A 22,542-nucleotide genomic window follows, 5' to 3' on the forward strand; every position below is an offset into this window, starting at 1 on the left:
GCCACCGGGGACGCCTCGCCGTAGTGATGCCGGTCATGCGCGTACCACCTCCGGGCCCGCCGCCGACAACTCGGCGGCGAGCGTCACGTCCAGGCCGGTGTCGGTGATCACCAGGTCGATCTCGCTCAGCGCGGCGAACCTGGCCAGGTAGGTGTTGGTGAACTTGGTGTGATCGGCCAGCAGCACGCTGCGCTGGGCGGCCCTGACCATGGCCCGCTTGATGGCCGCCTCGGCCGGGTCGGGCGTGGTCAGGCCCTTGGCGGCCGAGCAGCCGTTGGTGGCCATGAACGCCACGTCCACGTGGAGCTGCGACAGGGGTTGCAGCGCCCAGTCGTCCACGGTGGCCAGGGTGCGGCCGCGCAGCCGTCCGCCGAGCATGATGACGTGCAGGTTGGCGCGGGCGGCCAGGACGGTCGCCAGCGGCGGCGAGTTCACCACGACCGTGAGCTCCCGGTCGGCGGGCAGGATCTGCACCAGCCGCCCCGTGGTGCTGCCCGCGTCGATGATGACCGAGCCGTCCTCCGGCAGCTCGGCCAGCGCCGCCTTGGCGATGCGCTCCTTCTCCGCGGTCAGCACCTCGTCGCGGGCGGCCAGGGCCGGTTCGAAGCCGAGCCGTTCGACGGGGATCGCGCCGCCGTGCACCCTGCGCAGCACACCGGCGCGTTCCAGCACGGTGAGGTCGCGGCGGATCGTCTCGGTGGTCACGTCGAGCTCGCCGGCCAGGGCCACCACATCGACGCGCCCGGCGGCGCGCGCCCTGGTGAGGATCTCCTGTTGCCGCTCCTCGGCGTACATGATGTTGGTTCACCGCCGTTTCGCTGTGGTTTCCTCTGTGTTTATACCCGTTTCCATGGGATGGTCAAGAGAGGCATATCCGAATCTGGTAGTTATAGGCGGATGCGAATGAAGCCGTGGGCCGCCGTGGCGGCAGCCGTCCCCCTTGCCGCCGGATGCCTCGCCGGAGCCCCGGCGAGCCCGGCGTCCGCCGCCCCGTCGAGCGCGCCCGCCCGCGCGGCGCAGTCGCCGCGTGTGCCGGCGGGCACCACGGCCGCATGGCTGGTCTTCGACAGGAAGGCGGGCAGGATCGTCGCGACCAGGAACCCGCACAGGAAGTTCCGCTCGGCGTCGGTCGTCAAGATCCTGATCGCGATCGACTACCTGGAGAGCGGCGCGAGCGTCCCGCCGGCCGACGCCGGGCTGCTGAAGGTCATGCTGCGCTCCAGCGACGACGACGCCGCCTCCACGTTCTGGAACCGCCGCGGCAAGGGGGCGATCATCCAGCGGATGGCCCGGAAGCTCGGCCTGTCCGACACCACGCCGCCGCCCGCGTCCAAGCCCGGCTTCTGGGGCTACACCTCGCTCAGCGCGTACGACATCGTCAGGACCTACCGCTACCTGCTCGACACGGCCGCCCCCAAGGTCAGGGACACCATCCTGGGGCACCTGCGTGAGTCCACCCGGTGCGGCACCGACGGCTTCGACCAGTCCTTCGGCATCCCCGGCGCGGTGCCGCGGCCGTGGGCGGTCAAGCAGGGCTGGTCCGGGTTCGGGACGGTCCCGCCCGCCAGGTGCCAGGCCAACCCGGCGTCGGGCGGGGCGATCTCCGCCGTCGCCTTCCGCGCCCGCGGCTCAGGCGTGCCCGACTACGGCCGTCCCGTCCTGCACACGACCGGGCTCCTCGGCAAGGACGAGCGCCTGATCATGGCCGTGCTGACGGCGCACCCGGCAGGGGGGACGTGGAGCGCCTCGGTCGACCGCGTCACCCGGCTCACCCAGGACCTGAACCGCGGCCTGCCCTCCTGAGCGCGGTCCCGCGCTCGGCGTTCCCGTCGCCGACCTCACCCGTCGCAGGCTTTACCCGTGGCCGGCCTCACCCGTGGCCGGCCGCGGCGCGTTGCGGGCCGGACAGGGAGTCCAGCCAGCTGATCAGGCGGGTGCCCTGGCGCGTCATGACGGCGGGGTCGCGCAGGGCGTTGGCCAGAAGTGACATGCCCTGGTAGGCGCCCACCAGTGTCAGGGCGAGCTCGTCGGGATCGGGCTGCCCGAGTTCGCGGAACTGCCGTTCGACCCAGTCCAGCAGCAGCCGGATGACCTTGCCCGCCTCCACGTCCAGGCCGCCCTCGTCGCGCTTGTCCAGCTCGGTGGCCAGCGTTCCCGTGGGGCAGCCGTAGCGGGCCGCGAGATCGCGCTGGCTGATCCACGCCTCCACGAGCCCCTTGAGCCGCGCTCCCGGATCGGGAAGGCGATCCAGCCGGTCGGTGAGGATCTCCAGCTGGCGGGCGTGTTCGGTGAGCGCGGCCGCGACGAGCTCGTCCTTGGTCTTGAAGTAGTAGTACACGTTGCCCACCGGGACATCTGCGGCGCGGGCGATGTCGGCGATGGTGGTGCGCTCCGCGCCCTGCTGGTGCACGACCTGGGCGGCGGCGGACATCAGTCGCTGCCGTTTGGCGGTCGCCGTCTTCACCCGGGAGCCTTTCGAGTCAGTCACCTGACTAACTATAGGCGGCGGGGTCTGCTACGGACTCTTCTGAGTCGGCCAACCAACTGACTCCGCCCGCCGCACGGTGATCGCGCCGTTCGGAGACGTTGGGCCGCCGACCATCGACCCCGACGGGAACGCCGGGGTCGCAGCCGCCGTTCTGCGCGAGCCGGGCCACGTGTCTACGAGCTCACCGGGCCGGAGGCGTGGTGGCTCGCGGCTGGCACGCCAATTTCAGCGGCCCGCCTGCCGTTCTTGGAGTAAACGCACCTTTTGCGGCACGACCATCCGCCAGGCTTCCAGCACCAGCTCGCGCATCTCTGCCTCGTCGATGGCCGCCAGCCGGACTTGCAGCCAGTTGTATCGCAGGTCCGAATCCTGCGGCATCAGGAACTTGTCGGGTTCGGCCGCCACCAGAGCGGCTCGTTCCTCTTTCGGGAACGCGAAGCCCATCATCGACTCGTCGCGCGAAAAGGCCACATAAACGATGGGGCCGACCCGGAACTTCACGCGATCCCTGATGAGGTGCTCCGACGAGCGGGGGAGAGTGCCGGCGAGCCGCCGCACGTCCTCGACTGTGACCACAGGGCCAATCTAGTGGGTGCCCTCCGCCGCGGAGATGTCGGCGAGCGCGGAGGTGGGGTCGCTCTCCCTCACGAGGTCGCCGAGGCTGACGATGCCGACCGCCCGGCCGTCCTCGACGACCGGCAGGCGGCGTACGGCGTGCGAACGCATCAGCCGGACTGCCTGGTCGATGCTCGTGTCGGGACAGATGGCCTCGACGTCGAAGCTGGCCGCCTCGCGCACGGGCGTGTCGGGACCGCGATCGTCGGCGACCACGCGCACGGTGATGTCGCGGTCGGTGACGATGCCGAGCATGCGCCCGTTGTCGTTGACGATCAGCGCTCCGGTGTCGTGGTCACGCATCAGCGCCGCCGCCACGGACACGGGCTGGTCCGCCTCGACCCGCACGGGGTGCGTGGTCATGACCTCTGCCACGGTTTCGGCCATGGAGTCCTCCTGCTAGCCGCTACCCGGCCCACCCCCTACCCAGGGGGAGGCGTTGCTCACCTGGAAACGTCTCACCGCACCGTTCACTTGCGGTCGGCCCGCGTGTCGGAGTGCGGGACGAGCACATTCCTTGACGTCGCGTCCGGTGCGACGGGCTCGCCCGTCCGGGAGAGGTCCCGGCCGACCGGGGCGCTCAGCGCGTCCCGGTCGGGGGAGTGGTCAGCGGCTGAGGTCCTTGGCCGCCGCGCGGATCTCGTCGAGCAGCACCGCCAGGTCGCCCTCGGTGGTGTCCGGGTGCAGGATGCAGGTGCGCAGCGCGTCGGTGCCGCCGAGCCGGGTACCGGTGAGGAAGGCGTTGCCCCGCCTCTGGACGGCGGCGGGGATGGCGCGGTTGAGCGCGTCGAGCCCGTCGCCGTCCCGCGCCTGCGCGCCCTCGGGGCGGTAGCGGAACGCAGTGATGGACGTGGTGACCGGGGCGAGCAGCTCGAAGTCGCCCGCGTCCCCGACCATGGACGCCAGCGTGCGGGCGAGCCCGGTCGTGTGGTCGACCAGGCGGGCCACGCCGTCGCGGCCGAGGTGCGACAGGGTCGCCCAGGTCTTCAGCGCCCGGAACGGACGGCTCTGCTCCGGCCCGTACTCGGCGAACCAGCCCAGGTCGTCGGCGTTCTCGTCCACCAGGTAGGACGGCACCAGGCTGAACGCGGCACGGGTGGCGGCGGGGTCGGCGATGAGCGCGCACCCGCAGCCGACCGGGACGCCCAGCCACTTGTGCGGGTCGAGCGCCAGCGAGTCGGCCCGGTCGAGCCCCGCGAAGGCGGGCGCGGCGCCGTCGGCGAGGATGCCCAGCGCTCCGTAGGCGCCGTCGATGTGGAACCACAGGCCGTGTTCGGCGGCCACGTCGGCGATCGCGTCCAGGGGGTCGACGGCGCCGGAGTTGACGGTGCCGGCGCTGGCGGCCACGCAGAACGGGCGCAGCCCGGCGGCGGCGTCCGCGGCGATCATCGATCGGAGCGCGGCGACGTCCATCCGGTAGTGGGAGTCCACCGGGACCGTGCGCACCTGGCGCGCGCCGAGCCCCAGGAGCTGGGCGGCCTTGTGCAGGCAGCTGTGCCCCTCGGCCGAGACGTACAGGATGAGCGGCGGGTGCCCTGACAGGCCGTCCTCGCGGGCGTCCCAGCCGTCGGCGAGCGTGGCCCGCTGGCGGGCGCCGGCCAGGCAGACGATGGTCGCCATGGACGCCCCGCTGGTCAGCAGCCCGCCGCCGGGCGGATGGGGGAAGCCGACGAGGCCGGCCAGCCAGCGCACGACCGTCCGTTCCAGGAGGGGGCCAGCGTGGTCGCCGCCCGCGCAGCTCGGGTTCAGCGCCGCCGCCAGCGGCTCGAAGACGGCGCCCGCAGGCGACGGCGGGGAGTTCACCCAGCCGAAGAAGCGGGGATGGCCGTTGCCCATGGGGTGGGTCATGATCCGGCTGCGCGCGTCGTCGAGCAGCTGGTCCAGGGGGCGTCCGCGCTCGGGCATCTGCTGCGTGGTGAGCCAGGCGCGGTCGCCGTCGGGCACCGGCTGCCAGACCGGCCCGTCGCCGACCCGCTCGAGGTGGTCGGCCATGAGGTCGGCCGCCTTCGCGGCGGCCTGCCGCAGTTCGTCCATCAGGACGCCTCCTTCCGGGAGACGTGGTGTTCGTCGTCGGTCTTCGCCGGGTGCGCCTGGTGGCCCGGCTCGGGGCCGCCCAGCTCCATGGCCAGGTAGTACACGCAGTCGGTGTCGCCGTCGTTGGCGAAGGCGTGGCGGCGGTCGCCCGGGTAGTAGGCGGAGTCGCCCGCGCGCAGCTCGTGCGGCCTGTCGTCGATCGTGAGGCGCAGGGTGCCCGACTCGACGGCCAGGTACTCGCGCGAGCCGGGCGCGTGCGGGGCGAACTCCCCGGCGTCGACGCCGGGGCCGAGGGTGGTGCGCATGAACTCGAACTCGACGTCCGCCAGCACGGGCGACAGGACGCGCCGCTCCCACCCGGACGGGTCGCGCAGCACGCGCTGCTCCGCGCGGCGCAGCACCCGCGGGACCGCGTGCGCGGGCTCGTCCAGCAGTCGGGCGATGGAGGTGCCCAGCGCCGTCGCGAGCCGGTCCAGGACGAGCACGCTCGGCGTCTTGGCCCCCCGCTCCACCTCGGACACCATGCTGCGGCTGATGCCGCTCAGCTCGGCCAGCCGCTCCACGGAGAAACCACGGGAACGACGCTCGGCTCTGACACGCGACCCGAGCTCGGCCATCGTCAGGCCGCTGGAGAGAACTCCGTCCATGTCCTCCACTATAGCGGTGAAATGTCCGCTATAGCGATGCGGCGTGAGACTGCTCGTAGGCGGCGAGGACCTGCTTGCGGCGCTTGGCCGGGAGGCGGTCGATGTAGAGGTGGCCGTCGAGGTGGTCGGTCTCGTGCTGGAGACAGCGGGCCAGCAGCCCGGTGCCCTCGACGGTGACCGGGTCGCCCTTGACGTCGAAGCCGCGGACCGCGGCGCGGTCGGGGCGGGGGAGCGGCGCGAACTGGCCGGGCACCGACAGGCAGCCCTCGTCGCCGGGGTCGAGGTGGCGCTCGCCCAGGGCGGGCAGTTCCAGCGACGGGTTCACGACGACGCCCTTGTGGTGCTCGCCGTTCTCGTCGGGGCAGTCGTAGACGAACACCCGCAGCGGGACGCCGATCTGGTTGGCCGCCAGGCCCACGCCTTCGGCCGCGTACATGCTCGCGAACATGTCGTCGACCAGCGCCTCCAGGTCGCCGTCGAACCTGGTGACCGCCTCGCACGGGTTGTGCAGCACCGGATCGCCCACGCGTGTGATCGGCCGGACCTCTCCCACGACCAACTCCCCTTCCTCAAGCCCGACTTGTCGGCTCAAAGTGTACCGAGCTTGGCCAGTGTCTCATATTTTAAGACATTTCTTCTTGAATGATGAGACTCGTTGTAGGGTCTCCGGCATCAGAGGAGAAACGAGGGAGTTTTCCGATGGATGCCGTATACACGCATGGCCACCACGAATCAGTGCTGCGGTCGCACCGCTGGCGCACCGCCGAGAACTCGGCCGGCTATCTGCTGCCCCACCTCCAACCGCAGATGAAGCTCCTGGACGTCGGCAGCGGCCCCGGCACCATCACCGCCGACCTGGCGGAGCGGGTGAGCCACGTGACGGCGTCCGAGGTGACCGAGGAGGCGCTGGAACTGGCCAGGGCGGAGCTGGCGGCCAGAGGGACGCCCAACGTCTCCTTCGCCGTCGCCGACGTGCACGCGCTGGACTTCCCCGACGACGCCTTCTGCGCCGTCCACGCCCACCAGGTGCTCCAGCACGTCGGCGACCCGGTGCGGGCGCTGCGCGAGATGCGCCGGGTGACGAAGCCGGGCGGCCTGGTCGCGGTGCGCGACAGCGACTACGACGCGTTCGCCTGGTACCCGCGGCTGCCCGCGCTGGACGAGTGGATGGCGCTCTACCAGAAGGTGGCGCGCGGCAACGGCGGCGAACCGGACGCGGGCCGCCGCCTGCTGTCCTGGGCCAGGGCCGCGGGCTTCGAGGACGTCACCGCGACCTCGTCCACCTGGTGCTTCGCCACTCCCGACGACCGGGCCTGGTGGGGCGGCATGTGGGCGGACCGGGTCCTGCACTCCGCCATGGCCCGCCAAGCACTCGCCACCGGCGCGGCCACCCAGGACGACCTGCGGCGCATCTCGGACGGATGGCGGGAATGGGCGGCCTGCGAGGACGGCTGGCTGTCGATCCTGCACGGCGAGATCCTCTGCCGCGTCCACTGACCCGACGCCGCGCCCACCCGCGCCCCGCGCCTCGGGTCAGAGGCCCAGCGTGGGGGCCCGTTCGTTAGAGGCCCAGCGTGCGGGCCCGTTGCCACTGGGGGTCGCGGTAGAGGACCACGTCCGCGCCGTCGAGCAGCTCGTCGGGAGCGGACAGCATGGTGATCTCGCCCGCCGCCTGCATGTCCAGCAGCAGGTCGCGGACCCGGGGCCCCACCGGGAGGCGGCCTGCCGGGAGGCCGAGCCCGTCCCGGACCAGGTCGGCGATCTCCGACAGGTGGAACGGCCCGTCGAGCTCGGCGACGACGCCCCGCACCACGCTGAGCGTGATCACCTGCGTGGCCTCCGCGTGCGCGAGCTGCCAGGTGATCTGCTCCTTGCGGCGGCCCGTCGCCGCGCAGGCCGTGCAGCCGCGCGTCAGCCCCGGCACCACCTGCTCCTCGGCCGAGCCGAGGCAGACCGTGCACTGGTTGTTCTCGGAGGCGTGCAGCTCGGCCGTCATCCTGTCGGCCAGGACGGCGCCGCAGTCGCAGGCGAACGCGTCACCGAGAATGCCGGTCTGCGGGGAGATCGTATGTTTCGTCATCGCAGCCGACTCTACCCGCGCACGTCCGCCAGGCCGTGTAGCCTGCGCAGCGCCTTGCGGGCCGCCGCCGAGACGCGCTCGTCCGGGTGGTGGTCGATGAAGACGCGCAGCACCCGCTCGGTCCACGGATGGTCGCCGAAGGCGAGGATCGCGATCGTGCTCGCCTGGTCCTCGGGCTCCATGCCCTTCGCGACCGACTCGATCACCTCGTCCGTCTCGCCGCCGAACTCCAGCAGCGTGGACGCCATGTCGACGAGCACCCAGGCGATCTCGTCGGCCGACGGCAGGCGGTCGTCGCGGCCCAGCCGGGCGGCCACCACCGCACCCACGCGGGGCTCGCCGATCAGCGCGTCGAGACTCCGGCGCCCCGCTTCGCCCAGGTCGGACGCCAGCAACTCGACGCCGACGGCCCTGCTCAGCGGGCTCACCTCGGGCAGGACGGCCGCGATGGCGGCCGCCGCCTCGTCCGGGTCCCTGCCGGACAGCCAGCCCGCCAGTTCTTCGGCGCGTTCCGGCTCGGGGTAGGAGCGCAGGCCGTGCAGGAGCGTGGCGGCGTCGGCGTCGGCGAGGGAGCCCGTGATCGGGATGTGCTGCCCGGTGGTCTCCGCGATGATCCGCCGTCCGGCCCACAGCCCGAGCGGGGTCAGGGCGTGCGGCTTCGCCTCCCGTACCAGCCCCAGGCCGGTGAGGAGCTCGGGGACGTCCCCTTCGGGCGGCTCGGGCGACAGGAACCGCCGGACCACCTCCAGCAGCAGGCCCTCCTCGTCGCCGAGCCGCTTGAACCAGGCTTCGAGCACGTCCGCGCCGTCGGCCGGGATCTCGCCGCCGTCCCCCAGCGGCTCCGCGGCGAGCGGCGCGGTACGGACGGCCGCCGCCAGCTCCGCCTCGGAGGGCAGGCGGACCGGCGGTTGCAGTGGCAGGGTGTCGTCGTCATAGGAGCCCACCGCCCCATCCTGTCGCGATATTTACGCTAAGGTGCACGTGGCCCCGAAAAGTCGGAAGAAAGGAGGCGCTGAGATGTTCCGTAGTTCCTGGACGCTCACCGCGTCCATCCCCGCTCTTCGGAGGACCTGTGCTTTTCCGCTCCACGGTCGAGGCTGACCTCGACCATCTGCTCGGCTGCGTCGTCGACGAGTCCATCAGCTGGGCCCACCCCGAACGGCTGCTCTCCTTCCTGGAGTCCGGCCACTACCGCCACGACCACATCTGGGTCGCCGAACGCGACGGCGAGATCCTGGCCCGCGCCGTCTGGTGGGGCTTCCCCGGCGGCGACCCGCTCGCGCTCGACTGCGTCTACGTCCACCCCTCGGTCGAGGACCGCGTCGGCCTCGCGGCAGAGCTGCTCCGGCACGCCCACGCGCAGTACGGCGACGCGCCCGAATACCACGTGTTCGTCGCGAACGGCTGGCGCGACGACCCCAAGGCGTCGGCGGCCGTCGCCTGGCGGTGGGAGGCCGCCGGACGCGCCGGGCTGACCGAGGAACTGGAACGGCTCCGCTACGAGTGGACGGCCGACACGCCGGTGCCCGAGCCGTCGGGCAGGCTGATCTTCAGCGGCGAGGACGACGACGAGGTCTTCGTGGACGCCTTCCGCCGCGTGGCCGTCGGGACGCTCGACTTCCACACCCGGCAGGCCCTGGCCACCACGCCCCCGCAGGAGCAGGCCCGCCAGGACGTCGCCGGGTACCGGGAGATGCCCGGCGACCGGTCCTGGTGGCGGCTCGCGCACACGAAGGACGGCGACCTGGTGGGCGTCGCGCTGCCGTCCGCCAACAACGCCGGGCCGGTGGTCGGCTACCTCGGCGTGCTGCCCGAGCAGCGCGGCCACGGGTACGTGGACGAGCTGCTCGGCGAGATCACCCGCATCCACGCGGCGCGCGGCGTCCAGCGCGTCGTCGCCGACACCGACGCGGGCAACGTCCCGATGGCCAGGGCCTTCGAACGGGCGGGCTACCGCAACTTCGCCGTCAGGCTGGTCCTGTCACAGGCCACGTAACACCGCCACCCGGCACGGGCGGGCCGCCGCCACACGGCGGCCCGCCCATGGCGACCCGCGGCCAGGCTCGCCCGGCGTCAGGCAGGACCGTCCAGGTGAGGCAGCCGCGTGCGGACGACCAGCGCGTGCAGGCCCTCGTGCGCGGAGGCGGTCTCGGGCAGCCGCGAGGCGTCCCTGGCCGCCTCCAGCGCCGCAGTCAGCCGCGCCACGTCCTCGCCCGCGGTCGCGACCGGGGGCGCCTCGCCGTGCTCGGCCTCCCGCTTGGCGGCCACCAGCTCCGGCAGGTACGGCGGGCCGTACGCGTACAGGTGCGTCAGGTCGGCGTCGAGCGAGCCGGTGCGCATCAGGTGCGTGCCCGTCGCCAGCACCCTGAACGTGTAGAGACCTATTGACCGGACTACGGGCATCGACATGGGCGTGTCCTACCCTCGATACCTCTGCTTGAAGGTAAACAAGCGCGCGTTCCCTCGTTCATGGAGGTGCGTGTGGCGATGTCCGACGACAACGAGTATGACCTTGAGGCGATTCGACTGCCTGATTGGGGACGGGTCGTACCGACAGCCCATGCCGTGCCGTACGACGTCCTCGATCCCGAAGGACAGCCGGTGGAGCCGATCCGTCGCTATCTTCGCGATTTCGTCGCCCGAGGACAGAAGGCGGGAAGCGTCCGAAGCTACGCCTACGTTCTCCTGCGCTGGTGGCGATGGCTGCACGCGATCGGCGTTGCCTGGGAGAAAGCCACCTCGGCTGAGGTTCGCGAGTACGTCTTATGGCTCCAACGAGCCCCCAAGCCGACCAAGGCGACACGGACAACGTCGGCCGCGACCGCAGGGACGATCAACCCGATCACCCGCAAGCACTACCCGAGCGATCAGTACGCGCCCCGGACCGTGCGACACAGCAACGCTGTGCTGCGCAGCTTCTACGAATTTTGGATCGAGCGAGGTGAGGGTCCGCTGGTCAACCCGGTGCCACAAGAGCGCCCACGAGGCCAGCGACCAAACGCTCATCACAATCCGTTGGAACCGTTCCGTCCCGAGGGGAGGCTCCGTTACAACCCGCCGGTTCCCAAGCGCCGTCCTCGGGCTATGCCCGACCAGCAGTGGGATGATCTGTTCACCGCTTTTCGCTCCGATCGCGATCGTGCCATCGTGACCATCATGATCAGTAGCGGCATCCGCGCCGGAGAGCTGCTTGGCATCACCAGCCCTGACGTGGACTGGGGCGATCAGCTGGTGCGGGTGCGCCGGAAGGGGACAGGTGCCGAACAGTGGCTTCCCGTCAGCGCCGAGGCCTTCATCTGGCTGCGGCTCTACCTTGACCAACTCCGAGGCTGCGATCTCAGCCGGACAATCTGGTGGACTCTCCGCCGTCGTAGCCCTGGGACGCCCCCGCTGCATTACCGCCCGCTGACCTACGACGCGCTACGGGCCGTTCTGCGCCGCGTCAATGAATCGCTCGGCACCAACTGGACCATGCACGACTTCCGGCACACGTGCGCGCTGCGGATGCTGCGCAGCAACGACTTGTCTTTGCGTGACATCCAAGTCGTACTCGGTCACGCACACCTCACAACCACTCAGCTCTACCTCGAAGAGGAGCCGGAGGTAGTCATTCGCCGGGTGCATGAGTACCTGTCCACGCGCCAGCAGACCGCTCAACCCCCACAAACTGCCGCCTCGCCGGCGATCGGCTACAACGCGACGGACCTGGACATTCTCTTCGGAAGGGACGCTCGATGACACCGACGTCACCGATCATCGCCGACAGCACGACGTCTTCGGTGCCAGCGTTTCTCCTCCCCGCCGAGCCACCTTCCATCCCGCTCGACGGCGGGCTGCTCGATCACCTCCCCATCCAGCAAGTCCTGTCGTCGCTGACCCTCCTGCGCGCCTGGAGCGCACTCCCAGCTTCTCAACTGCGGCGCAGACTCAGTGGCGCCGAACACCTGCTGATCTGGCTCAATGAACAGCCGGGAGACGGCTGGCAGGCTCGCTGGCGCTTCTGCGAGGCAGGCAGGGAGACCCTCAGCTGGGTCAACGACCTCGCTGTGGCCAAGCAGCGATCTGCGGCATCGCTCAGGGGCGAGGTCGTCTACGGACTGTCCGGGCTGCTGCTGGGGCGCCTCATACGTCCCAGCTACGGATTCCTGGTCGACTATTACGCCGTCAGGCTCTTCACCGACGTCCGGACCGAGATATCACCCGAACGCTTCGAGGAAGCCGAGGCCGCCACCAGGCGGCTCGGCATGGTTGGACGGCAAGTCGCTCAGACTCTCACCCTGCTCGCCAAGCTGGTTCTCTATACCGGCAAGGAGCTCGACCAGTTGACAGCCGATGACCTGCTCGGTTACCGGGCCTGGAATATCGGGCGCTACGGGCGGCAGACCTCGGGAATCCACGGTGCATGGGACGTGCTCCGCGATATCGGCGTGCTCGATGTCGACGAGAGCCTGCGAGCTGCTCTGCGCACCGGCCAATCTCCTACCCGGGAGCTGGTCGCGCGCTTCCGGCTCGAATGCGACGACGTTCGTGAGGTACTGATCCGCTACCTCGACGAACGACGACCCGGCATGGACTTCAGTTCCTTCCGTCAACTCGTCACCACCCTGGCCGGCACCTTTTGGGCCGACATGGAAGCCCATCACCCCGGCATCAACAGCCTCGATCTACCTCCCGAGATTGCGGCAACGTGGAAAGAACGCGTGGCCTTCACCACCAAGAAAGGCGCTGCGGGGCGGCCGAGGAAAGGACGGCTGGAGATCTTGAGCCGAGTCCGCAGTTTCTATCTTGATATCCAGGAGTGGGCTCACCAAGACCCGGCCCAGTGGGCTGCCTGGGCCGTCCGCTGCCCTATCAAACGCACCGAACTCGAAGGAATCGCCAAGCGCAACCGGGCTCGGACCGCGGAGATGCACCAGCGCGTCCGAGAACGCCTTCCACATCTACTGACCTTGGTCGACGCCGCGGAACGGCATCGCGACGATCAAGCCGCCTTGCTGATGGCCGCCCAGCAGGTATCGGTTGGAGAGACCTTCGAGCACAACGAGACGACCTTCCGGCGAACCGCACACAAGACCGCGAACCACCGCAGCGAGACCCAGCGAGGTCCCGCTGCCGTGCTGGCCGAGAACATGGAAACCAGCGAAGAGACCAACCTACTCCGGGCAGAAGAAGACGCCTTCTGGGCCTGGGCGATCATCGAGACGCTGCGTCACACCGGCATCCGCATCGAAGAACTACTGGAGCTGACTCATCTGGCGCTGATCTCCTACCGTCTGCCCGACACCAAGGAGATCGTCCCGTTGCTGCAGATCGTGCCATCCAAGAGCAATGAGGAACGCCTGCTGCTCGTGACGCCCGAACTTGCCAGTGTCTTGGCCGCAGTCATCAGCCGAGTGAGAGAGGCCGACGGCCGGGTGCCATTGACGGCTCGTTACGACGCTCACGAGCGAACGACCGGTCCGCTCCTTCCGCACTTGTTCCAACGCCGAGTCGGCTGGCGCCGGGAGATCATCAGCACAAAGGTAGTCGTCCGGCTCCTCAACGACACGCTCTCGCGAGCCAAACTCGAAGATCGAGCTGGCGCGCCGCTCCGCTACACCCCGCACGACTTCCGCCGGATGTTCGTCACGGAAGCGGTCACCGGCGGGCTACCTGTCCACATCGCTGCCCGGATCCTCGGTCACCATAGCCTGAGCACGACTCAGGCCTACCTGGCGGTCTTCCAAGACGACCTGATCCGGTCCTACCGGACCTTCCTCGACAAACGGCGGGCCTCCCGTCCCATGGCCGAATACCGGGAACCCACCGACGAGGAATGGGACGAATTCCAAAAGCACTTCGAGCTACGCAAGGTCGAGCTCGGCACCTGCGGCCGCCCCTATGGCACTCCCTGCGCCCATGAGCACGCCTGCATCCGATGCCCCATGCTCCGCGTGGATCCGGCCCAGCGGCGCCGTCTCGAAGAGATCATCCGCAACCTCACCGATCGCATCGGCGAGGCACAGGTCAACGGATGGCTGGGAGAGGTTCAGGGCCTCCAGATCAGTCTCGGAGCAGCCCGCAGCAAGCTTCAGTCACTCAACAGGCTTGTCCGCAACCGCGGCCACAGCCCTGTCGACATCGGTATGCCTGTCATCCCCGGGGAGCGCAGGTGATCCGTCCATCATGTGTGACCGTCTTCCGGCCGTCACGATGCCATCGCCGCCGCATGACGTTTGCTCAGCTCGGTCAGATGACGGACATCAGGATGATCTTTAAGTGCCTCCAGGGCCGGAAGAAGGCCGTTCCCCCGGTGCACAAGAACTAACGCCGTTGCCAAGAACCCCTCCATAAGGGAGCGCAAGATCATGTGATTGGAGTTGGCATAGCGATGAACCAGAGTGTCGACCAATGTCCCGAAGACTGCGAGGTCGATCTCGTATTCGTCGGCGATCACCGAGCCGACTCCGGTCGGCAGAGCCACGAGATCGGCGAATGCTTCCGCAGAGGACACAAAAACTCGGGCCACGCCAGTGGCAGGGTTCCAGAGGACACGCTCTCCGACTTGGAAGTACTGACTCATCCCTCACCTCATTCAGGATCGCCACAAGGCGGGTCGTCATGTCGGTTCGCCAACCCGCATCCCATGATCGCCGAGACGAAGGACTTCGTAGTCCGGAAAAGCAGCGGCTTCAGCTCGCCCGTCCTCTCGAACAGGCGCCACTGGGTGCGCGCGAAGCCGAGGTAGTGGTGGGCGTGGTGGCGGGTCAGGCATCCGGGCGCGAGGGCGACCAGCTCCTCGTGCACCGGTGAGGAGCTCACGACCAGCGGCGAGAGCAGCTGCTCCAGCACGTAGCCGTTGCGGTTCAGCAGCAGCTGGCAGAACTTGGCCAGGTCGTGCGTGACCAGGTCCACCTCGACCCCGTCGCGCGTCCACGTCCTGTCGAGGGTCTCGGGTCCGGTGCGCAGGCCGACGACCTGCTCGGCGGGCAGGACGTGCACGCCCCGCAGGTCCACGTCCGAGTCGACGGACGGGAAGCCGTACAGGTGGGCGCCGCTGACGGTGGCGAAGGCCAGCGGGTGCGGCTGCTCGCCGGGGATCTCCGGCAGCCAGGAGGGCAGGTTCACAGTCGCTCCTCGCGGACGCCGGCCAGGAAGTCGTCCACCGCCGCCCGGTCCGGTGCGGCCGGCAGCACGGAGCCGGTGCGGGCCAGTCCGGCGGCCAGCCCGGCCCGCCAGGCGTCGACCTCGGCCCAGGGCAGCTCGCCGCGCCTGACCGCCAGCAGCCGGTCGCGGTGCCCGCCCACGCGGACCAGCGGCTCGCCGTGGTGTACCAGGTGCAGGCCGCTCAGCAGCAGCCTGATCATGTGCATCGCCTGCTTCCACTTCGGACGCGCCGGGTCGAGGCGGCGGAACTGGGTGTCGGCGTACCCGGCGAAGGTCTCGTGGGCGCGCTGCGACAGGAAGGCGCCGCGCAGCTCACGCAGCCGCTCTCCGGCGGGCGTGGACGCCTCCACGATCGGCGACCACAGGCACTCCAGCACGGTGGGGTTCGCCGCCAGGGCGAGCACGCAGAGCCGCTCGACCTCCCAGGAGAACTGCTCGGGCAGCGGGCCGTCGCGGTGGGTGGGCGGCTTGTCCAGCCGCCAGAAGGCCGCCGTGGGCGGTGCGAACACGCCGCGCCTGTCGGTGTCGGACGTTTCGCTCTCCAGCCCGTACGCCCGGGACCCGACCACCACGGAAAGGATCAGATCATCGCTCACCCGGACAACCCTGGCATGCCCGCAAGGCTGGCGAGTAACGGTAAGGTCATGGCCCGTAATAGGGAGGGTCAGGTGACCATGCGCAGCTGGCTGCTGCAAGGGCTGCAGCCGACGTCAGGGATGCACGACGAGCATCCGGGCAAGCGTCACGCCTGGTGGCAGGTCATGTGCCTGACCGGCGTCGACTACTTCTCCACGCTCGGTTACCAGCCGGGCATCGCCGCGCTGGCGGCCGGCGCGCTGTCGCCGATCGCGACGCTCATGCTGGTGGCGCTGACCCTGTTCGGCGCGCTGCCCACCTACCGGGCGGTCGCCGCCGAGAGCCCGAACGGCATGGGCTCCATCGCCATGCTGGAGCGGCTGCTGCCGCACTGGTGGGGCAAGCTGCTGGTGCTCGTCCTGATCGGCTTCGTGGCCACCGCGTTCATCTTCACGATCACGCTGTCGGCCGCTGACGCGACGGCGCACATCCTGGAGAACCCGTTCGTGCCCGGCTTCCTCGACGGCCAGCAGGTGCCGATCACGCTGCTGCTCATCGCGGCGCTCGGCGCGATCTTCCTGCGCGGCTTCAGCGAGGCGATCGGCCTGGCGATCGGGCTGGTCGCCGTCTACCTGACGCTCAACCTGGTGGTGATCGGCACCGCCGTCGCGCACGTGCTCGCCGAGCCGGAACTGGTCGGCGACTGGCAGGACGCGCTGACCGCCGGGCACTCCAGCCCGCTGGCCATGATCGCCCTGTCGGCGTTCGCGCTGCCCAAGCTGGCGCTGGGCATGTCCGGCTTCGAGACCGGCGTGGCGGTGATGCCGCAGATCGAGGGCGACCTCCAGCAGCGCATCAAGGGCGCGCGCCGGCTGCTCACCACCGCCGCGCTGGTCATGAGCGTGTTCCTGACGTTCAGCGGCTTCGCCACGGCCGTGCTCATCCCGCACCGCGAGTTCGAGGAGGGCGGCAAGGCGGCCGGGCGGGCCCTCGCCTACCTGGCGCACGAGTACCTCGGCGACTGGTTCGGCACCGCCTACGACCTCAGCACGATCGCCATCCTCTGGTTCGCGGGCGCGTCGGCGCTGACGGGGCTGCTCAACATCGTCCCGCGCTACCTGCCGCGGTACGGCATGGCCCCTGACTGGACCCGGGCCGTGCGCCCGCTGGTGCTGGTGTTCACCGTGCTCTCGTTCGCGATCACGATCCTGTTCGGCGGGAACGTCGAGTCGCAGGGCGGCGCCTACGCCACCGGCGTGCTGGCGCTCATCCTGTCGGCGGCGGTGGCGGTGGCCATCTCGGCCGCGCGCCGCGGCAGGCGCGCCGCCGCGGCCGGGTTCGGGCTGGTCGCGCTGATCCTCGCCTACACCTTCGTGGCCAACGTCGTCGAGCGGCCCGACGGCCTGTCGATCGCGCTGTTCTTCGTCCTCGCGATCATCGTCACCTCGCTGATCTCCCGCGCCACCCGCTCGACCGAGCTGCGGGTGACCAGCGTCGAGCTCGACCCCGAGGCCAAACGGCTGCTCGAGGCGCTGCCTGCGGGGGAGCTGCGGATCATCGCCAACGAGCCCGACGCCCGCGACGAGGCCGAGTACGCCGAGAAGGACCGCGAGACCCGCGACTACCACCACCTGCCCGACGACGAGCCGATGCTGTTCCTCGAGGTCACGCTGGGCGACACCTCGGAGTTCGCGTCCGACGTGCTGGTCCGCGGCGAGGAGCGGTTCGGGTACGGGGTGCTGACCGTGCACAGCGCGGCGGTGCCGAACACGCTCGCGGCGATCCTGCTGCACCTGCGTGACATGACGGGGCGCCCGCCGCACGTCTACTTCCACTGGGTGGAGGGGAACCCGATCGGGGCGCTGCTGCGCTACCTGCTGTTCGGCGGCGGCGACGTGCCTCCCCTCACCCGCGAGGTGCTCCGCCTGGCCGAGCCGGACCCGCGCCGCCGCCCGCGCGTGCACGTCGGCTGACAGCCCGGAGGGGTTGCGCCGGAGGCGGCCCTGATCTGATCGTTGGCATCCTCCTCGGCGTGAACGCCGGGGACTCCCGCACGTCGCCGTGGGGTTCTTACTGCTTCCTCTACGCCGCTCGCGCGTCGTAGGTTTCGGGCGGTGCCGGGGTCGGAGTTGCCTTGCCCGGTCTTACCTGCCCTCCACAGTCGTTTATGCCGTGTCCAGCCAGCCCGGCGGCCACGGTGATGCCGGTGATGCGCTGCCCTTCGAGGAGGATGTTGATCGCGGCGGCGAGGTCGCGGTCGTGATGCTCACCGCAGGACGGGCAGTCCCACGCGCGCACCTCCAGAGCCAGTTTGCCGTTCTTCCATCCGCAGCAGGGGCACAGCCGGGAGGAGGGAAACCAGCGGCTGACCCTGGTCAGGGTGCGGCCGTGGCGGGTCGCCTTGTCGACCAGCATGGCCGCGAACGTGCCCCAGCTCGCATCGTTGACCGCCTTCGCCAGCCGCCCCCTGGCTAAGCCTCGCACCGCCAGATCCTCGATGTGCACCGCTTGGTTCTCACGGATGATCGAGGTGGTGGTCTGGTGCAGGAAGTCCCGGCGGGCGTCGGCTAGCTTGGCATGCTGACGGGCGACCTTCGTCCGCGCCTTGTCTCGGTTGGCCGATCCCTTCTGCTTGCGTGACAGCGATCGCTGCAACCGAGTGAGTTTCTTCTCCCGGCGGCGCAGCCATTTCGGGTTAGCGATCTTCTCCCCGGTGGACAAGATCGCGTAGTGGGTGAGTCCGAGATCGATCCCGACCTCCGTGTCGCACTTGGGCAGCACCTGGTTGTCGTCGGGTATTCCGATGACGAAGGAGGCGAAATAGCGTCCGGCCGCATCGTGGATGACCGTGACCGACGACGGGGCGACGGGCAGCTCGCGTGACCAGCGGACCTCCACCTCGCCGATCTTCGCCAGATACAGGCGCCCGTCACCGGTCAGACGGAAGGCGTTGGAGGCGAACCGTGCGGACTGGCGGTGGTCGTGACGGGATTTGAAGACCGGCAGCCCCATCTTCGGCCCCTTACGCCGACCGGAGACCGAGTCGAAGAAGTTCTTGTAGGCGGTGTTCAGATCACGGACCGACTGCTGGAGCACCACCGAGGAGACCTCGCTCAGCCATGCCCGCTCGGGTGTGCGTTTGGCCTGGGTGAGGACCAGACGGTCGATGGCGACATCACCGACGAACGGTAACCCCGCCTTGCGTGCGGCTTTACGGGCAGCCAGAGCGTCGTTCCACACCACCCGGGCACACCCGAACGTCTTGGCCAGCATCTCCCGCTGAGCGGCGTCAGGGTAGAGCCGGTAGTTGTAACGCAGCTTCACCCCGCACTCCTCCCACCCCAGGGATACCGTCGGGCGACGAACGGATTACTGATCAGTTACCGTGTGGATACACTCTGTGACTCGAACACATTATCACCGGGTGCATTACATCCGAGGTCGAATACCGGCGCGGCAGGCGAAAGGTATCCGCGCAGTTGATCGCGTCACACCCGGACGTCGCCGAGTGCGCCGTGATCGGCGTGGCCGACGAGCTCAAGGGCCGGCTCCCCGTCGGTTTCGTGGTGCTGAAGGCGGGCGCCGGGCGCGACGCCGGGGAGGTGGAACGCGAGCTGATCGCGCTGGTCCGCGACCGGGTCGGCCCCGTCGCCGCCTTCCGCAGGGCGGTGGTCGTCAGCCGCCTGCCCAAGACCCGCTCGGGCAAGATCCTCCGCGCCACCATGCGCGACATCGCCGACGGGACTCCCTACCGCACGCCGTCCACGATCGAGGACCCGGCGGCGCTGGCGGAGATCGCCGAAGCCTGGCCGGAAACGTCCAGACCGCCTGAGTGAACAAAGCGCTTTTTGCGGGCACATGGGGTAATGATGGACCTCCCGCGCTCTCCCGAGGTGGCCATGACAGAGACCCTGAGCTACGCGGACGCCCTGAAGATTCTCGGCTGCCAGGAGAGCCGGCTGGTCAAGATCGTGGACTTCGCCGCGACCGTCGCGCTGACCGGCTGGGCCCTGGCCGGAGGCGCGGACGTCGCCCTCGGCGTGTCCGACCTGAAGAACGACGTCGTCCGCTACGGCCAGGACGTCGTCCGGCGCGCGGCGGAGTGGCGGAGTGGCGGCAACAGGTTCACCCGCACCCAGCGGCTGTCCGCCGCGCACGCCGTGATCGTGGTCGCCTCCTACTTCGAGGCCCTCGGGGACGCGAAGCTGCCGTTCACGCTGGAACAGCTCGACATGGACCGCGCCGACCAGATCGCCCAGGCCGCCGGCTGGCCGCCGGGGGAGAAGTTCGTCGAGCTGGTCGACAGGCTGCTGATGACCCGGCTGCCGGTGCCGGAACCGCACCGCCCCCACGCCGAGACGCGTGAGGCCGTCGAGCGGGTCTACCGGCAGATGTCCGCCGCCATGGAGACGTACGTCCGAGGGCTGGCGCTGTGGGACGAGCTGTCGGTGGACGAGCAGCTCCTGCTGCCCCGGATGCTCGGCGACGAGCCGCCCGCGCACGCCCTGCGCATCTACGACGAGAACTACCGCTTCCTGGCCGTCGACAGCCCGGAGTTCGGCGTGTGGAGCCTGGCCGCCGAGACGCAGGCGCTCGGCGCGGGACTGTCGCGGGCGGCACGCCTGCTGGCCGAGCTGGCCCCGCCCAGGGTGGGCGACCGGCCGATGATCCACCTGGTCAGGATGGCCGCCACCGCGCTCGACCAGCCGCTCATGGCGGGCGGCAGGGCCCCGGAGGACGTCACGCTGCCCCTGCTCGGCGAGGGCTACATCAGCCCGCGGTGCCGGGTCGCGGAGATGACGCGGGACGCCACGCCCGCCGTGAAGAGCTGGTGGAGCGACCAGCGCGAGCTGCCCGACACCGAGGCGTTCCTGGTCGGGCACCTCACCTCGCTGCACGCCACCCAGGCGCCGCTCGTCGTGCTCGGCGAGCCGGGCTCGGGCAAGTCCAAACTGACCGAGGTGCTCGCCGCGCGGCTGGCCGGGTCGGAGTTCCTGCCGATCAGGGTCGAGCTGCGCGACGTCGTGGCGGACTCGACGGTCACGTCCCAGATCGAGCAGGGCATCCACGCCCTGCTCGACGAAGACGTCAAATATCAGGACTTGGTGGACGCGGGCGACGGCGCGCTGCCCGTCGTCATGCTCGACGGCCTCGACGAGCTGCTCCAGGCCGCGAACGCCGGCCGCTACGACTACCTGGAACAGGTACGGGAGTTCCAAGGCAGGCAGGCCAGGAAGGGCCGGCCCGTCGTGGTGATCGTCACCAGCCGCACCGTCGTGGCCGACCGGGTCCGGTTCCCGCCGGGCGTGCTCGCCGTCCAGCTGCAGCCGTTCGAGGAGGACCAGGTACGGCAGTGGCTGGACATCTGGGACCGCTCCAACCGCGCCCAGCTGGCCAGGCACGGCAGGAAGCCGCTCCCGGCCGAGGTCGCGCTGGCCCAGGGCGAGCTGGCGAGGCAGCCGCTGCTGCTCCTGCTGCTGGCGCTGTACGACGCGGCCGGCAACGCGTTGCAGCGCGACGGCGCCCCGCTCGGCCGCGCCCAGTTGTACGAGTCGCTGATCAGCGACTTCGCCGCCAGGGAGGTCGCCAAGACGCCCGGGGTGCCGGCCCTGCCGGCGGAGCGGCGGCGCAGGCTCGTGGAGAAGGAGCTGGTGCGGCTCGGGGCGGTGGCGCTGGCGATGTTCGCCCGCGGCCGTCCGGTCGTCACGGAGACGGCGCTCAACCGGGACCTGCCCGCGCTGTGCGGCGACGGACGCGTCCAGGACCCCGACAACCCGGTCAACTGGGCGCAACGGGCCATCGGACGGTTCTTCTTCGTGCACACGAACGAGGCGAGACCGGCCGACCACCGGGTGCGCAGCTACGAGTTCCTGCACGCGACGTTCGGCGAGTTCCTGGTGGCGTGGCTGGCCGTGTACGCGGTGCGCGAGCTGGTCAGGAAGCACGACCTGGACGACGACGAGCCGGCCGCCCTGGACGACGACCTGCTGTACGCCGTCAGCTCGTTCTCCTGCTTCGCCGAGCGCGGCCCCACGGTCGGCTTCACCAGGGACCTGCTGCACGCGCTGCCTGACGAGACCCGCGCCCGCCTCGTCACCCTGCTGGGCGAGCTGCTGCGCGAGTCGCTCCACGAGCGGCGGCGCCGCCTGCACACCGACTTCGCCCCGGTGCGCCACCCGGTGCCCCGCCGCCTCGCCGCCTACTCGGCCAACCTCCTCCTGCTGGTCGCGGGGGCGTCCCAGGGGCCGGTCAGCGTCGCCGAACTGCTGAAGGACGCGGAGTTCCGCACCTGGCAGTCGTTCGCCTACCTGTGGAGGAGCCAGCTCGGCGTGGAGGGCTGGGAAGGCCTGGTGACGGGGCTGCCGGCGTGCCGGGTCGCAGAAGGAGGGGAGCGCGACATCCTGCTCGGCGGCCAGGCCGAGTCGTGGGACTTCCCGATCGGCGACTGGTGGCCGGGCGTGAGAGAGATGGACCGGCGCGCGGTGCCCTTCAACGGCTGGTACCTCGTGACGCGGCCGTACCTGCTCGACCTGGGCAACGACCTGCTCACGAGTTCGTCGCCGCCGGCGCCCGGCCGCGTCCCGTACCACGCCGCCGTCTTGCGCGGGTCGGGGCAGGTCATCGGCACGACCAGGCTCTTCGACGAGCTGCTTCTCGGCGACGGCGAGGACGCCGAGGACCGCGTGCAGCTCTACCTGGACGCCGTCGAGTCGGCCGCCCTGTCCCGCAGCCACCGGGCGCTGGCCCTGATTGCGTACGCGCTCCGGGCCGACGGCGCCGCGCTGCCCTTCGCCGAGCGCGGCCGCATCCTCAGCGAGCTGCTGAAGGCCGGCGCCGACCAGGCGCTGCTGCGCCCCCTCCTCGAGTCGATGATCGCCGAGCGGTTCGAGAGCTGGCAGAGCCTCGTCCAGGCGGGCATCCCCGAAGAGGTCCTGCGGGAGATCCGCGCCCCGTGA

Annotated in this window: 22 protein-coding genes; 8 read left to right on the forward strand and 14 right to left on the reverse strand. The window is 70.2% G+C overall.

Annotated features, from left to right (window positions below; genetic code table 11):
• Positions 1-33: 33 nt before the first annotated feature.
• Positions 34-795, reverse strand: a complete 762-nt coding sequence (locus ABT294_RS13680) for a DeoR/GlpR family DNA-binding transcription regulator (RefSeq protein WP_350805785.1) — start codon at positions 793-795, stop codon at positions 34-36.
• Between the two features lie 108 nt (positions 796-903).
• Here ABT294_RS13680 and ABT294_RS13685 point away from each other — a divergent pair, with 108 nt between their 5' ends.
• Positions 904-1,803 carry a D-alanyl-D-alanine carboxypeptidase family protein gene (locus ABT294_RS13685; RefSeq protein ID WP_350805786.1) on the forward strand — a complete coding sequence of 300 codons (900 nt, stop codon included), beginning with the start codon at positions 904-906 and terminating at the stop codon, positions 1,801-1,803.
• A gap of 67 nt (positions 1,804-1,870) precedes the next feature.
• On the opposite strand, the gene ABT294_RS13690 is transcribed toward ABT294_RS13685, so the two are convergent.
• The 6 genes from ABT294_RS13690 to def form a co-directional block, all read right to left on the reverse strand.
• Positions 1,871-2,488 carry a TetR/AcrR family transcriptional regulator gene (locus tag ABT294_RS13690; protein WP_350805787.1) on the reverse strand — a complete coding sequence of 206 codons (618 nt, stop codon included), beginning with the start codon at positions 2,486-2,488 and terminating at the stop codon, positions 1,871-1,873.
• A gap of 225 nt (positions 2,489-2,713) precedes the next feature.
• The gene (locus ABT294_RS13695; RefSeq protein ID WP_350805788.1) at positions 2,714-3,064 is read right to left on the reverse strand and encodes an MmcQ/YjbR family DNA-binding protein; all 351 of its coding nucleotides are present in this window, start codon (positions 3,062-3,064) and stop codon (positions 2,714-2,716) included.
• A 9-nt stretch (positions 3,065-3,073) separates the two neighbouring features.
• Positions 3,074-3,490 carry a CBS domain-containing protein gene (locus ABT294_RS13700; protein WP_350805789.1) on the reverse strand — a complete coding sequence of 139 codons (417 nt, stop codon included), beginning with the start codon at positions 3,488-3,490 and terminating at the stop codon, positions 3,074-3,076.
• 219 nt (positions 3,491-3,709) lie between these two features.
• Positions 3,710-5,137 (reverse strand): pyridoxal phosphate-dependent decarboxylase family protein, encoded by a 1,428-nt coding sequence (locus ABT294_RS13705; protein WP_350805790.1) that lies wholly within the window; start codon positions 5,135-5,137, stop codon positions 3,710-3,712.
• Positions 5,137-5,784 carry a helix-turn-helix domain-containing protein gene (locus ABT294_RS13710; protein ID WP_350805791.1) on the reverse strand — a complete coding sequence of 216 codons (648 nt, stop codon included), beginning with the start codon at positions 5,782-5,784 and terminating at the stop codon, positions 5,137-5,139. The genes ABT294_RS13705 and ABT294_RS13710 overlap by 1 nt, the downstream gene beginning before the upstream one ends.
• Before the next feature lie 28 nt (positions 5,785-5,812).
• Positions 5,813-6,337, reverse strand: a complete 525-nt coding sequence (gene def, locus ABT294_RS13715; protein ID WP_350805792.1) for a peptide deformylase — start codon at positions 6,335-6,337, stop codon at positions 5,813-5,815.
• A gap of 146 nt (positions 6,338-6,483) precedes the next feature.
• Between def and ABT294_RS13720 the strand changes: the two genes are divergently transcribed.
• Positions 6,484-7,281 (forward strand): class I SAM-dependent methyltransferase, encoded by a 798-nt coding sequence (locus tag ABT294_RS13720; protein ID WP_350805793.1) that lies wholly within the window; start codon positions 6,484-6,486, stop codon positions 7,279-7,281.
• 64 nt (positions 7,282-7,345) lie between these two features.
• On the opposite strand, the gene ABT294_RS13725 is transcribed toward ABT294_RS13720, so the two are convergent.
• On the reverse strand, positions 7,346-7,864 hold the full coding sequence (locus ABT294_RS13725) for a hypothetical protein (protein ID WP_350805794.1): 519 nt from the start codon (positions 7,862-7,864) through the stop codon (positions 7,346-7,348).
• An 11-nt stretch (positions 7,865-7,875) separates the two neighbouring features.
• Positions 7,876-8,808, reverse strand: a complete 933-nt coding sequence (locus tag ABT294_RS13730; protein ID WP_350805795.1) for a hypothetical protein — start codon at positions 8,806-8,808, stop codon at positions 7,876-7,878.
• 128 nt (positions 8,809-8,936) lie between these two features.
• Between ABT294_RS13730 and ABT294_RS13735 the strand changes: the two genes are divergently transcribed.
• Positions 8,937-9,860: a GNAT family N-acetyltransferase gene (locus tag ABT294_RS13735; RefSeq protein WP_350805796.1), complete on the forward strand. Its 924-nt coding sequence runs from the start codon at positions 8,937-8,939 to the stop codon at positions 9,858-9,860.
• Between the two features lie 77 nt (positions 9,861-9,937).
• Here ABT294_RS13735 and ABT294_RS13740 read toward each other — a convergent pair whose 3' ends face one another.
• Positions 9,938-10,273: a DNA polymerase beta superfamily protein gene (locus ABT294_RS13740; RefSeq protein ID WP_350805797.1), complete on the reverse strand. Its 336-nt coding sequence runs from the start codon at positions 10,271-10,273 to the stop codon at positions 9,938-9,940.
• A 78-nt stretch (positions 10,274-10,351) separates the two neighbouring features.
• Here ABT294_RS13740 and ABT294_RS13745 point away from each other — a divergent pair, with 78 nt between their 5' ends.
• Together ABT294_RS13745 and ABT294_RS13750 are read left to right on the forward strand one after the other, a co-directional pair.
• A complete protein-coding gene (locus tag ABT294_RS13745) occupies positions 10,352-11,602 on the forward strand; it encodes a tyrosine-type recombinase/integrase (protein ID WP_350805798.1) in 1,251 nt (416 codons plus the stop codon).
• Positions 11,599-14,019 carry a tyrosine-type recombinase/integrase gene (locus ABT294_RS13750; protein ID WP_350805799.1) on the forward strand — a complete coding sequence of 807 codons (2,421 nt, stop codon included), beginning with the start codon at positions 11,599-11,601 and terminating at the stop codon, positions 14,017-14,019. The genes ABT294_RS13745 and ABT294_RS13750 overlap by 4 nt, the downstream gene beginning before the upstream one ends.
• Before the next feature lie 32 nt (positions 14,020-14,051).
• On the opposite strand, the gene ABT294_RS13755 is transcribed toward ABT294_RS13750, so the two are convergent.
• The 3 genes from ABT294_RS13755 to ABT294_RS13765 are packed head-to-tail and all read right to left on the reverse strand — an operon-like array spanning position 14,052 to position 15,606.
• Positions 14,052-14,426, reverse strand: coding sequence for a DUF6086 family protein (locus ABT294_RS13755; RefSeq protein ID WP_350805801.1), 375 nt, complete (start codon positions 14,424-14,426; stop codon positions 14,052-14,054).
• Positions 14,427-14,434: 8 nt separating this feature from the next.
• On the reverse strand, positions 14,435-14,971 hold the full coding sequence (locus tag ABT294_RS13760; RefSeq protein ID WP_350805802.1) for a nucleotidyltransferase domain-containing protein: 537 nt from the start codon (positions 14,969-14,971) through the stop codon (positions 14,435-14,437).
• The gene (locus tag ABT294_RS13765) at positions 14,968-15,606 is read right to left on the reverse strand and encodes a nucleotidyltransferase domain-containing protein (protein ID WP_350805803.1); all 639 of its coding nucleotides are present in this window, start codon (positions 15,604-15,606) and stop codon (positions 14,968-14,970) included. The genes ABT294_RS13760 and ABT294_RS13765 overlap by 4 nt, the downstream gene beginning before the upstream one ends.
• 78 nt (positions 15,607-15,684) lie before the next feature.
• On the opposite strand from ABT294_RS13765, the gene ABT294_RS13770 reads away from it, so the two are divergent.
• Positions 15,685-17,559 (forward strand): APC family permease, encoded by a 1,875-nt coding sequence (locus ABT294_RS13770; RefSeq protein ID WP_350806202.1) that lies wholly within the window; start codon positions 15,685-15,687, stop codon positions 17,557-17,559.
• Between the two features lie 109 nt (positions 17,560-17,668).
• Here the strand turns inward: ABT294_RS13770 and ABT294_RS13775 are convergent, their stop codons facing one another.
• Positions 17,669-18,910, reverse strand: a complete 1,242-nt coding sequence (locus tag ABT294_RS13775; protein ID WP_350805804.1) for an RNA-guided endonuclease InsQ/TnpB family protein — start codon at positions 18,908-18,910, stop codon at positions 17,669-17,671.
• Between the two features lie 155 nt (positions 18,911-19,065).
• On the opposite strand from ABT294_RS13775, the gene ABT294_RS13780 reads away from it, so the two are divergent.
• Both ABT294_RS13780 and ABT294_RS13785 read left to right on the forward strand, forming a co-directional pair.
• A complete protein-coding gene (locus ABT294_RS13780) occupies positions 19,066-19,422 on the forward strand; it encodes an AMP-binding enzyme (protein WP_350805805.1) in 357 nt (118 codons plus the stop codon).
• A gap of 63 nt (positions 19,423-19,485) precedes the next feature.
• Positions 19,486-22,542: an NACHT domain-containing protein gene (locus tag ABT294_RS13785; protein ID WP_350805806.1), complete on the forward strand. Its 3,057-nt coding sequence runs from the start codon at positions 19,486-19,488 to the stop codon at positions 22,540-22,542.

Origin of the sequence: Nonomuraea sp. NPDC000554, from assembly GCF_040300065.1 — a bacterium.
Lineage (GTDB): Bacteria > Actinomycetota > Actinomycetes > Streptosporangiales > Streptosporangiaceae > Nonomuraea.

Bases quoted from the DNA above. Each gene is read 5' to 3' on its own strand.
- ABT294_RS13740 (WP_350805797.1), bottom strand. From the start codon at position 10,273: ATGTCGATGCCCGTAGTCCGGTCAATAGGTCTCTACACGTTCAGGGTG.
- ABT294_RS13725 (WP_350805794.1), bottom strand. From the start codon at position 7,864: ATGACGAAACATACGATCTCCCCGCAGACCGGCATTCTCGGTGACGCG.
- ABT294_RS13745 (WP_350805798.1), top strand. From the start codon at position 10,352: ATGTCCGACGACAACGAGTATGACCTTGAGGCGATTCGACTGCCTGAT.
- ABT294_RS13705 (WP_350805790.1), bottom strand. From the start codon at position 5,137: ATGGACGAACTGCGGCAGGCCGCCGCGAAGGCGGCCGACCTCATGGCC.
- ABT294_RS13700 (WP_350805789.1), bottom strand. From the start codon at position 3,490: ATGGCCGAAACCGTGGCAGAGGTCATGACCACGCACCCCGTGCGGGTC.
- ABT294_RS13770 (WP_350806202.1), top strand. From the start codon at position 15,685: ATGCGCAGCTGGCTGCTGCAAGGGCTGCAGCCGACGTCAGGGATGCAC.
- ABT294_RS13755 (WP_350805801.1), bottom strand. From the start codon at position 14,426: ATGAGTCAGTACTTCCAAGTCGGAGAGCGTGTCCTCTGGAACCCTGCC.
- ABT294_RS13750 (WP_350805799.1), top strand. From the start codon at position 11,599: ATGACACCGACGTCACCGATCATCGCCGACAGCACGACGTCTTCGGTG.
- ABT294_RS13685 (WP_350805786.1), top strand. From the start codon at position 904: ATGAAGCCGTGGGCCGCCGTGGCGGCAGCCGTCCCCCTTGCCGCCGGA.
- ABT294_RS13785 (WP_350805806.1), top strand. From the start codon at position 19,486: ATGACAGAGACCCTGAGCTACGCGGACGCCCTGAAGATTCTCGGCTGC.
- ABT294_RS13710 (WP_350805791.1), bottom strand. From the start codon at position 5,784: ATGGACGGAGTTCTCTCCAGCGGCCTGACGATGGCCGAGCTCGGGTCG.
- ABT294_RS13680 (WP_350805785.1), bottom strand. From the start codon at position 795: ATGTACGCCGAGGAGCGGCAACAGGAGATCCTCACCAGGGCGCGCGCC.
- ABT294_RS13720 (WP_350805793.1), top strand. From the start codon at position 6,484: ATGGATGCCGTATACACGCATGGCCACCACGAATCAGTGCTGCGGTCG.